8 protein-coding genes are annotated in these 10,493 nt (G+C 41.0%); 6 read left to right on the forward strand and 2 right to left on the reverse strand.

Annotated elements, in window-relative coordinates:
* Positions 1 to 2: 2 nt before the first annotated feature.
* The 3 genes from EYR97_RS21390 to EYR97_RS21400 all read left to right on the forward strand — a co-directional run bounded on the left by EYR97_RS21390 (position 3) and on the right by EYR97_RS21400 (position 3,991).
* Positions 3 to 1,781, forward strand: a complete 1,779-nt coding sequence (locus EYR97_RS21390) for a glycosyltransferase family 2 protein (RefSeq protein WP_131095786.1) — start codon at positions 3 to 5, stop codon at positions 1,779 to 1,781.
* A 93-nt stretch (positions 1,782 to 1,874) separates the two neighbouring features.
* Positions 1,875 to 3,059, forward strand: a complete 1,185-nt coding sequence (locus EYR97_RS21395; RefSeq protein ID WP_131095787.1) for a nucleotide sugar dehydrogenase — start codon at positions 1,875 to 1,877, stop codon at positions 3,057 to 3,059.
* Positions 3,060 to 3,382: 323 nt separating this feature from the next.
* Positions 3,383 to 3,991: a YkgJ family cysteine cluster protein gene (locus tag EYR97_RS21400; RefSeq protein WP_131095788.1), complete on the forward strand. Its 609-nt coding sequence runs from the start codon at positions 3,383 to 3,385 to the stop codon at positions 3,989 to 3,991.
* A gap of 51 nt (positions 3,992 to 4,042) precedes the next feature.
* On the opposite strand, the gene EYR97_RS21405 is transcribed toward EYR97_RS21400, so the two are convergent.
* The gene (locus EYR97_RS21405; protein ID WP_131095789.1) at positions 4,043 to 4,942 is read right to left on the reverse strand and encodes a LysR family transcriptional regulator; all 900 of its coding nucleotides are present in this window, start codon (positions 4,940 to 4,942) and stop codon (positions 4,043 to 4,045) included.
* Positions 4,943 to 5,051: 109 nt separating this feature from the next.
* On the opposite strand from EYR97_RS21405, the gene EYR97_RS21410 reads away from it, so the two are divergent.
* The 3 genes from EYR97_RS21410 to EYR97_RS21420 are packed head-to-tail and all read left to right on the forward strand — an operon-like array spanning position 5,052 to position 9,217.
* Positions 5,052 to 6,749 (forward strand): ABC transporter ATP-binding protein, encoded by a 1,698-nt coding sequence (locus tag EYR97_RS21410; RefSeq protein WP_131095790.1) that lies wholly within the window; start codon positions 5,052 to 5,054, stop codon positions 6,747 to 6,749.
* On the forward strand, positions 6,750 to 7,805 hold the full coding sequence (locus tag EYR97_RS21415; RefSeq protein WP_131095791.1) for an HlyD family secretion protein: 1,056 nt from the start codon (positions 6,750 to 6,752) through the stop codon (positions 7,803 to 7,805).
* Positions 7,799 to 9,217 (forward strand): TolC family protein, encoded by a 1,419-nt coding sequence (locus EYR97_RS21420; RefSeq protein ID WP_131095792.1) that lies wholly within the window; start codon positions 7,799 to 7,801, stop codon positions 9,215 to 9,217. The genes EYR97_RS21415 and EYR97_RS21420 overlap by 7 nt, the downstream gene beginning before the upstream one ends.
* Before the next feature lie 198 nt (positions 9,218 to 9,415).
* Here the strand turns inward: EYR97_RS21420 and EYR97_RS21425 are convergent, their stop codons facing one another.
* Complete coding sequence (locus EYR97_RS21425; RefSeq protein WP_131095793.1) at positions 9,416 to 10,219, reverse strand: hypothetical protein; 804 nt, start codon at positions 10,217 to 10,219, stop codon at positions 9,416 to 9,418.
* Between the last annotated feature and the right edge of the window lie 274 nt (positions 10,220 to 10,493).

Here is a 10,493-nt window from a genome sequence, read left to right on the forward strand (position 1 = left end):
TAATGAAAAAGTATGCAATGCTAACAGTTAAAGGTGCCGTTGGACTGTTACCCAAGACCTTTAAACAAAAGCTCAAAAAAAATTCAGCTCTCACTGCTCTGTATAGCCGTTCTCTTCATAAATCAGGTTTGTTTTATGGTTTGCCAAGTAAGAAAAAAGCGCTGGCGATGTATAGTTATTATCTGAAGCGGCAGGAAATACTTTTAGCACAACTATTGCGTGCCGGTAGCTTAAATTTACAGGAAGAAAGTAATTTAATTTCGGTTATTATTCTTGGCGAAGAAAAGCTCAAATATACATTGGCGTCACTCAATCATATCGACCATGTAAATCGTATAATAATAGTCAGTAACAATGGACCAAGTACAACAATAAATCAGTTGTACAATGGTGAACTGTGCGTTACCTCGACGCTTTCTGACGCATTCTTAAAAGTCATAAATAATGAACATGTCTTATTAATTAACAGCGGTGAGCAGTTGCATAAAGCTGCGCTTACTCTTTTTCAAAGAAAACTAAAAAACAGTGATGTAGTCTATTCCGATACGGATAACAAAGACAGTAAAGGCCAACTTCACAGCCCCCGTTTTTTTCCCGATTGGGATGCTGATTTACATTTTACAACAGCTTATGTAAATACGGCAGTTGCGCTTAACTCCAAGTGGCTCAAGTTGTGTTCTTCACTTTGTGAAGCTGATAACGTTCGTACAATTGCGCAAGTAGTATTATTGTTGTGGTTAAAAAAGGGAACATTAAATGATTCAGCTTTGAAGGTAGAGCATCTTCCATTTACCTTAGTACATAGTTCTCACGGTGATGAGCACCAAAAGCGCGCTTTACCATTTGTAGCTGAAAGCTTACGTAAACATAGCGTTACTGAAGTGACAACAAACGAGACGCCAGGGCTGAATGTCTTAATGTGGCCTGTTACTCAGAGTCCACTAGTGTCGCTCATAATTCCTACCAAAGACGCTTGGCAGTTAGTAAAGGCCTGTATTGAGTCTATTCTAGAAAAAACGAGATACGGCAACTATGAAATCTTGCTCATTGACAATGGCTCAACTGAGCAAGAAAGCCTGGCCTATTTTGAACAAATAGCAAGACACCCTAAGGTTCGCTTACTTAAGTATGATCACCCTTTTAATTACTCGGCTATTAATAACTTTGGGGTAAAGCAGGCCAAAGGTAATGTGATAGGTCTAATCAACAATGATATAGAAGTGATCTCGGGTGACTGGTTAACCTATATGGTTGGGCATGCACTGCGCAAAGATATTGGCTGTGTTGGGGCAAAACTCTACTATTCAGATGACAGGGTGCAGCACGCGGGGGTTGTTATGGGATATGGTGGTGGCGCAGGTCACGCACATAAGTATTTTCCTCGTTTTCATGTGGGCTATCTAAATCGACTAGTTGCAACACATCGCTTCAGCGCGGTTACCGCGGCGTGTTTGATTGTCGAGAGAGACCTTTTTGACAAAGTTGGTGGGTTAAATGAGTCCTTGGCTGTAGCGTTTAATGATGTTGACTTTTGCCTTCGGATTCGTGAATTGGGTTACTCAAACTTGTATTGTGCTGAAGCTGAGTTATACCATCATGAGTCGGTGAGTAGAGGGCTTGATGTTACGCCAGAAAAGGCCGCTCGTTTCAATTCTGAACTAGCCTATTTACAAGATACGTGGGCGTCGGTGATAAAAGCGGATCCAGCATACAGTCCAAATTTAACGCTAAGAAGAGAGAACTTTTCCTTCAAGCAAAAAAATGAGTATGGCAATACTTAATATGTCATATTATTGTCAAAGAGAATCACAGAACAAACATTATGGTGTTTGAGTAAAGCAAATCGTTGTTAAACAGGCTCTAGGTTAATAAACATGGAAATTTCTAAGACTTATAAAATTGCGGTAGCGGGAACAGGGTATGTTGGATTGTCAAACGCGGTACTTTTAGCTCAAAAACATCAGGTCTGCGCAGTCGACCTTGTTGCAGAGAAGGTGTCGATGATCAATAACAAGATGTCACCAATAGAAGACGTGGAAATATCAGATTTTCTCAGCAATAAACAACTACAATTGAAGGCTACACTAAACCCTGAAGAAGCCTACGCTGACGCTGATTACGTCATTATTGCCACCCCTACAGACTACGATCCACAAACAAATTACTTTAACACCAGCAGCGTAGATGCTGTTATTAAGTCCGTTATGGCGGTTAATCCAAATGCTGTCATGGTGATTAAATCGACTGTACCTGTTGGCTTTACGAAAGAAGCTAAGCTTCGTCATGGCAGTGACAATATCATATTCTCTCCAGAGTTCTTAAGAGAAGGGAAGGCACTTTATGACAATTTGCATCCGAGTAGAATTATTGTTGGGGAGCGCAGTGAGCGTGCGGAAGTATTTGCTCAACTACTCGCCCAAGGTGCAGTTAAACAAGAAATAGATATTCTGTTTACTGACAGTACCGAAGCAGAAGCAATCAAGCTATTTGCTAATACATACTTAGCTATGCGTGTTGCCTATTTCAACGAGCTTGATAGTTATGCTGAGCGCAACGGATTGGACACCAAGCAAATTATTGAAGGGGTTGGTTTAGATCCTCGCATAGGCAATCATTATAACAATCCGAGTTTTGGTTATGGTGGTTATTGCTTACCTAAAGATACCAAACAATTATTAGCTAACTATAGTGAAGTGCCCAACAATATGATCCAAGCTATTGTTGATGCTAACCGTACTCGAAAAGACTTCATTGCCGACTCAGTGGTCAGCCGTAACCCTAAGGTTGTGGGTATTTACAGGCTTATTATGAAGGCTGGTTCAGACAATTTTCGAGCAAGCGCCATTCAGGGAATTATGAAGCGCATTAAAGCTAAAGGTATTGAAGTTGTGGTGTATGAACCGGTACTTAAGGAAAGTGACTTTTTTAACTCTAGAGTGATAAACGACATAGAGGAATTTAAAAAGGTCTCAGATGTGATTGTCGCGAATCGTATTACACCAGATGTAGAAGATGTTATTGATAAGGTGTACACCCGAGACTTGTTTAATGCCGACTAGTGAATCTATTCTCTAACCAAGCATATCAACACGCTACAATTTAAGTTGGCGTTGATGGTTGATAAAATGAAGCTGTGTCTTAAACCTAGAGCAACTAATGTTCTAGGTTTTTTTGTGTGTAAACGTAAAAAATAATTCCCAAAAATTTAAAATAGAAATAGAATTCCGCCAATTCAATCCCTGCTTGCTTAGTGCCATGCTAACTCTTACCTAGGGCGGGGAAGAAGCATACTGTTAATTTTTAAAATTGCCTTCTATTGTTTACTCTTATCCAAGAGCTATCACAGAGGGGTCGTTGTAGTTTGCTTTTTAGCGGAGTCATTATGAATAGGCTGCGTGAACTCTCCAGTAAAGTAATGGACGTTTACCAAACTCTCTCTAACGAATTTAGTGCATACCAACAAGCTCAATCGTTAAACTGCGTCGCCAAGTGCGGTGCTTGCTGTAACAACCCAGATATCGAAGTGTCGCCCTTGGAAATGTTGCCTTATGCGCTCTATCTTTTCGATTCAGGTCAAGCTGATCAAAAATACAATGAGCTTGGGGATTATAACGGATTTTCATGCATGCAATATCAGCGCTTGAGTTTAGATGGTAAAGAGGGTTTTTGTGGTATCTATGAGTATCGCCCAAGTATTTGTCGTATGTTTGGCGCCGCTGGATATAAAACAAAATTTGGTGTAGCGACGTTATCAGTATGCAAACCAATTAAATCTTCAGTACCAGACAACTACAGCCAAGCGTTAATTGCTATGGAAAGTGGTGCTACAAAGCCGCCTATGTTAGCTATTGGTCGGCAGAAAATAGCGCAGTTGGATTTTGAGTTAGGTGAAAAACTCATGCCTATCAACGAGGCGCTCCGTTATATTTTAGATAAAGTTCTTACTTTGAGTTATTACCAAGGGAATATAGACGACTTTGTTGCTGCGTAAGGTAACTGTATATTCGCTTCTATATTGTGCAACTAAGTTAAAGAGTGAGACTTAATCTCCACCTTGAAGAATTGTTTGCGCTGAACGTACGATGGCATTGCAGATTGTATTGTCAGCGCGACTTTTACCAGTAATGGCATAGTAGCGTTCGTTTAACGTGGCTGCGTTACCAATACAGTGCACGTTGTATTGCGCCTCTACGTGTTGTGATATCGCGGAAGGGGCACAAAACACACCGAAATTCTCACTTCCAAAAAGCTTCAGCAGAGCACTGTCATCGAATTCAGCAATAATCTTGGGGTGCAGTTGCTCTGCTTCTAGCCAGCTTGTTAATGCCTGTCGAATACCGGAGGTGTAGCCTTGTATGAGTAATGGCATCTGATTTAAACAAGTTGGAAACTGCTGATTATTTGAAAGCGCCTGCTTTGCAAAAAAGCTAAGTGAACTCTCGCCTAGAAAATAGCTATTGGCATTCACTTGTGTTCCCGGTGCAATACCGCGGTCAGCAACAATGAAATCAATGGCGTTAATAGCTAACTCTTTCAACAAACCATCAAAACTGTCTTCTTTAATGATGTATTTTACATTAGAAAATGCACGCATTGTGCTATGAACAAAATCGTAAAATAAGACTTTCGGAATGCCGTTAGTGATACCTATCACAAATTCGTTCGTAGTGATTTCGTCACTATTATTAAGTATTTCAGCCAGTTGATAACCTTTGTGAAATATTTCACTGGCATATTGATAACTCACTTTTCCTTTAGCATTAAGGTACAAACGCTTATTTATTCTGTCAAAAAGTGAATATCCTAACTGACTTTCAAACGTACTTAGTTGCCCACTTACCGTTTGAGGAGTAACGTGAAGTAGTTTGGCAGCCTTTGCAATACTGCCTTCTCGCGCAACAAGATAGAAATAGTACAAATGATGATAATTTAAATGATGCATAATTAAGTTTTTTTCGATGAACTTAGAAGAATATAACAGATTTATTCTGACGGTCTATTCTCTTACACTAAACACACTATAAGCCCGTGGTGAAACCTGAAGACATATTATGGCAAAAGTAATTAATCTACGTGAAACGCGTAAAACGCTATTCTCACTACTAAAACCTGAGTCTGGCTTCTTTTCCGTCGCAATAATATATGGCATAGCCATCAGTTTAATGACACTAGCAGTACCTATCGCTGTTCAAACACTTATTAATAGTATTGCGAATATCGGCTCTACACGAGCTGTGGTTATTTTGGCTGTCGTTCTTTTTCTCACACTTTTCATTTCTGGCATTCTTAGTGCACTCCGTATGCGTGTAATGGAATTTTATGAACGTAAAGTGTATGCAAGGCTAACGGCGGCACTTGGGGTTAAAACCATTATGGCACCACATAGCTTTTTTGAGGGTAGGCAAAACGTCACATTAACCCAGCGCTATTTTGACATCATGACTTTCCAGAAAAATATGCCTTCCTTAATGATTGACGGCTTTGCTTTAGTTTTGCAAATGCTGGTGGGTTTTACATTGGTATCTTTCTATCACCCAGCGCTGTTTGCATTCAACGTTGTACTTTTACTAACCATGTACGCTGTATGGAAAATTTGGGGGCGTGGTGCAAAAAGGACAGCAATAGAGCTCTCGAATGCAAAGTATGAATCGGCTAAATGGTTAAATGACATTGCCAGTGCACACGAGTTCTTTAAGTCGGCTGACCATGTTGAATATGCAGGCAGAAGTACTGAGAACTTCATAAGTAACTACGTACAAAAGCATGAGCGCCACTTTCACTATACCTTTTCTCAAGTGGTCATGTTTTTACTTATGTATGCGGTGGCGAGTGCGTCACTACTTGGGATTGGGGGAGTTTTGGTTGTTCAAGGTCAGTTATCTATAGGACAGCTTGTGGCCGCAGAGTTGGTGATGTCTGCTGTTTTTCTAGGTTTATCTCGATTCACTCAGTATCTTAAACTGTACTACGAGCTTTATGGTGCCGCAGAAAAACTGGGTACAGCATTGTCAATGCCACAAGAAGAGCTAAATTCAGAAGCTCAGCATATACCCACATCATCAAAGCTCATTTTCAACAAGGTTGTATTGTCTAATGGTAACGATAAATGCGTTCTGGATATGATGTTTGAGTCTGGCGATAAGTATTTTTTCACATCAGACAAAAGCTGGGTTCAAAAGCAACTGGTTGGTTACCTAAAACAATATGAGCGCGTTAAAGCCGGTGATGTGTTAATTGGTAATTACAGCTTAAACGACTATGACACGCATGAGTTAAGACAGGCTGTGACCATACTCGATCGCGCCTTAATTATCGAAGTAACCATTGAGCGTTATCTAAAGCTTGCACAGCCTAAAGCAACTTTCGCCGATATTAGAGCGGTTTTAGAGGTTGTAGAAATGCACACTGTGGTTGAAGCGCTGCCAAACGGTTTACAGACACGCCTTTCTCAACTTGGGGCGCCCCTACAGCCATTGGAGTTTTTGTTATTGAAACTTGCCGCTGCAATTATTGGTGAGCCAAAACTACTTATATTAAACCAACACTTTGATGCTATCCCTGTTGAATTGCGCTCAAGACTGCTGAAAAGACTAAACCAATACGACTTTACTGTTATGTACTTTACCAATATGCCAATGCAAGAACGCTTTAATGGGGTAATACATCTACATGATAGCGCCACGGTTGTTGCTCGTAATGAAGCCGGTGGACATGAGGAAGCCGTTAGAAGTAACAAGGAGAGAAAGTAAATGAATAACGCAGAACGCCGCTTTCTTGACAACATAGATACATTGCCAGCTTTGAAAGTTCCGAAGTTTCATAGAGTAATAACTGGAATAATAATCTTTCTGGTAGTCGCAGCCTGTCTCGTGCTGTATTACACACCATGGATCCAAACCGCTTATGGAACCGGGATGGTTGACTCACTCGATCCTAAAGATCGCACGCAACCCATTAACGCACTTGTAGACGGACAAGTTAAACAATGGCATGTAAGAGAAGGCCAACAGGTTAAAGCAGGCGACCCTATTGTTACTTTAATCGATATTGATGCGCAAAGGCTTGAGAAATTGCAGTCGCAATTATCCGCAGCGAATTTGAAGCGAGAGGCCAATGAAACAGCGGTTCGCAATGCAGAAAACAACCTAGCGCGCCAAATATCTCTTCAGGAACAAGGGTTGGTATCAACAAAAGAAGTAGAAAAAGCGCAGATAACAGTTCAAGAGTTAAGAGCAAAAGTAGCGGCTTCGGTATCTGAGATTAACTCTGTGAGTATGACGTTATCTCGCCAATCTACGCAAACTAAGTTTGCGCCGGTAGATGGTACCGTAGTGCGCTTGTTATCGGGTGGTGTGTCGACCTTTGTTAAAGCGGGAGATATTTTGGGGCAATTTATTCCAGCTGACGCTAAGCGAAGTGTTCGAGTAACAGTACGAGGGTTAGATGCGCCTTTGGTGAAAACTGGTGCTAAAGCACGCTTGCAATTTGAAGGCTGGCCGGTGTTCCAATTCAGCGGATGGCCGGGCAGTGCCATAGGTACCTTTGGTGGAGAAGTGGTCTACGTTGAGCCAGTGGCAAATGCCATGGGAGATTTTAATGTTTGGATAAGACCAGATGAAAATGATGTACCATGGCCGGCTGAAAGTTCAGCGCGATTAGGTAGCCGAGTAAAAGCATGGGTATTACTTGAAGAAGTGCGCCTAGGCTATGAAATGTGGCGACAATTGAATAACTTCCCACCTCTGCCTACGCAAAGTTCTAATTCGTCAGGAACAGCAGAGTCGAAGGGGAGTAGTACATGGTGAGCAATAGCGCCAAATTGCTAACGTTCATACTGTTCGTTTTTGTGGCTATACCGACGACAGCGAATAACACAATGAAACGCGCGGCCCCCAGTATTGATGAATTGATAGATAGCATGCTTCACTATCATCCGTATGTGTTGGCGATTGATGAGGGAAACTACCAAGCTGCTGCAGAACTTGAAATTGCGAGAAGTCGTTTCGACCCAGTTGTTGAGCAAAAAACTAAAAGTCGACTCAGTGGTTATTACGATGGTACAAATTTGACTCAAAGGTTCTCTAATCCTATAGAGAATTTCAACGGTGAGGTTTTTACTGAATATCGTATTTCTGAAGGAGACTTTCCTTCATATGAAGGGGGATATGAAACCTTGTCAGGAGGAGAGGCAAGCGTTGGCGTTGCATTATCACTGCTTCAGAATAGAGAAATTGATAAAAGAAGAACTGAGCTGAAAAACGCGGGATTGGCCTCATCACAATGGCAAGCCTTAGCTGCATCTTTGAAAAATGAATTTATATATAAAGGTGTTAGTGAATATATCGCTTGGTACGAGAGTGCACTGCAGGTATTGGCTGTGGAGGAACTGCTTAAAGCTGCAGCTGAAAGAGAGAGTGCACTTACTATTAGGGTTGATAAGGGGGATGTTGCCAGTATCGTATTAACTGAGTTTCGTGCAAATATACTTCAACAACGCTTATTATTGGCAGAACTGAAGCAAAAGCGCGATGCGCACGCTCAAATGCTGACGTACTACTGGCGCTCACCTGAAGGCGCTATGTTAGGAATAGATGAAAATCAGCCGCCAGATCATCTCAACTGGCCGTTTTGGGTAGGAGATGGCCAACTCGCCACATTGCGAAAAGCGTTAAATCAGCACCCCGAACTTGATGTTATGAGACTAGAGCAGCAAGTTGTCGTGAATAAAGTAGAGTTAAGCAAAAATGCGCTGTTACCAAAATTAGACTTAAAAGCTTCAGTGGCAAGAGATCTGGGAGCGGGGCCCACTTCACTTGATGGGACGGAAACTAAATTAGGTTTAGCTTTCTCATATCCATTAGGCAACAGAAAAGCAAAAGCAGAGCAAGCACAGCTATTGTCAAAGAAGAGAGAGCTTGAGCACAAGCTAACGTCAACACAGGAAGCTATTACGCAACGCTTTGAGCAAGCCCTAGTGTATTGGTTACAAGCAAAAGACATAAGCGCATTGCAAAGTGAAAATGCAGCTTTGGCTAATACACTTGCTAAAGTTGAAAAAACGCGTTTTGACGCAGGGGATAGTGATATGTTTGTACTTAACGCAAGAGCACAAAATGAAATTAAAGCGCGTATAAAAGCAATAAAAGCGAAAGTAGACTTGTTAAAAGCCGAGTTAATGCTCTACAAAGAAGCCGCTATGCTCGAAAAGCAACAATAGCCCTATAAAGTTATTGCGTTAAAGGGGGGCATTGCTCAAGTTAATATGAGCTAGCCGTTGTTATTGCAGAAATTAAAAAAGCCGCTTCGTGAAGTGATCCCCTTTAGTTGGACAATCCAATTAGTGGGGGCGCTTCATTAAAGGCAGCTTTCAAGTATTCGTTAGAATCTTCACACCAACGTGATGGTATTAAGCGTATTAATTGTTAAGTGCTGTTTGCACATCGTTTTCAGTTAAACCCGCCGATATTCCATACTCTTTCAATTTATCGTCGGAAACTCCTGCATTTTGTGCGGTATTCAATATACGTAAAACCTGTTCTCTTTGTTGTGAAGATTCTCGTACAGCGGTTTCGACCACTTTTTCCGCTTCATTTGGAAATACAGCAAGTAATGCATCCACCACATACTCGCCAACAAATGGTACAGCATTCAATGCGCTCGTCATTATCTCTACTATTTTATTAGGGTGCTCCTGAGATAGTGTTTGCACAATACTGTCAGCCGCATCGGGTTGAGTTAACACTGCTACGCGAACAATCTCATCGAGTTCTTCTGGTGTAGACAAAGCTGCAGCTTGAACCACGAAATCAACATAAGTAGGTTCGGCCTTTATAGCAAGCTGAACAATATTAGGGCAGCTACTTACTTCCTTTTCTATAGCCAGCTTAACAATTTCTTCTGTTGATGCGGGTTGGGCAGATATAGCAGCAAAAATAATTTCACGATACTTGTCTGGGTAAGTGTCTAATGCAATATCAACAATGGAAACAATTTCTTTAGGGTAGTGTCCTGCAATAGAACTTATTGCCCTTCCTACCGACATAGTTTGATCAACTTGTCTTTTCAGAAATGTTGTTTGAAAACGGTTTGACTCATTTTCTTCTTGAATGATGTGGTGTGGCTGCGTTGCTTCTAATTGAGCAGCATCTTGCGCTATTGCTAAAAAACTAACTTGAGAAATTAGTAATGCTGCTGATAGCAACGTGACAGAACGTAACATAAACCCACCTTTATAATTATTGTGTAGTTAATTACTTAAATCTAATGCACCAGATTTCATCTACCATTTAACCTGGTTCAAATAATGTGCTTTACGCACGCTGTTGAATTTGCCATTTACTGCCTAGTTGATATCAATAACGGCGGTATCAACAAATACATTAGAACTACTACTTTATTAGGATCTAAAACCCCATCCTATTAGTAATTAGTCCATATTGTCTACTAATTATCACATTTGAGTGATATTTGTTCGCTTAGTTCACTTTTTTAAG

The organism is Alteromonas sp. KUL42 (assembly GCF_006538325.1).
Lineage (GTDB): Bacteria > Pseudomonadota > Gammaproteobacteria > Enterobacterales > Alteromonadaceae > Alteromonas.

Excerpts from the sequence above, each read along its gene's own strand:
- EYR97_RS21420 (WP_131095792.1), top strand. The coding sequence starts at position 7,799 with ATGGTGAGCAATAGCGCCAAATTGCTAACGTTCATACTGTTCGTTTTT.
- EYR97_RS21395 (WP_131095787.1), top strand. The coding sequence starts at position 1,875 with ATGGAAATTTCTAAGACTTATAAAATTGCGGTAGCGGGAACAGGGTAT.
- EYR97_RS21405 (WP_131095789.1), bottom strand. The coding sequence starts at position 4,942 with ATGCATCATTTAAATTATCATCATTTGTACTATTTCTATCTTGTTGCG.
- EYR97_RS21410 (WP_131095790.1), top strand. The coding sequence starts at position 5,052 with ATGGCAAAAGTAATTAATCTACGTGAAACGCGTAAAACGCTATTCTCA.
- EYR97_RS21400 (WP_131095788.1), top strand. The coding sequence starts at position 3,383 with ATGAATAGGCTGCGTGAACTCTCCAGTAAAGTAATGGACGTTTACCAA.
- EYR97_RS21390 (WP_131095786.1), top strand. The coding sequence starts at position 3 with ATGAAAAAGTATGCAATGCTAACAGTTAAAGGTGCCGTTGGACTGTTA.
- EYR97_RS21425 (WP_131095793.1), bottom strand. The coding sequence starts at position 10,219 with ATGTTACGTTCTGTCACGTTGCTATCAGCAGCATTACTAATTTCTCAA.
- EYR97_RS21415 (WP_131095791.1), top strand. The coding sequence starts at position 6,750 with ATGAATAACGCAGAACGCCGCTTTCTTGACAACATAGATACATTGCCA.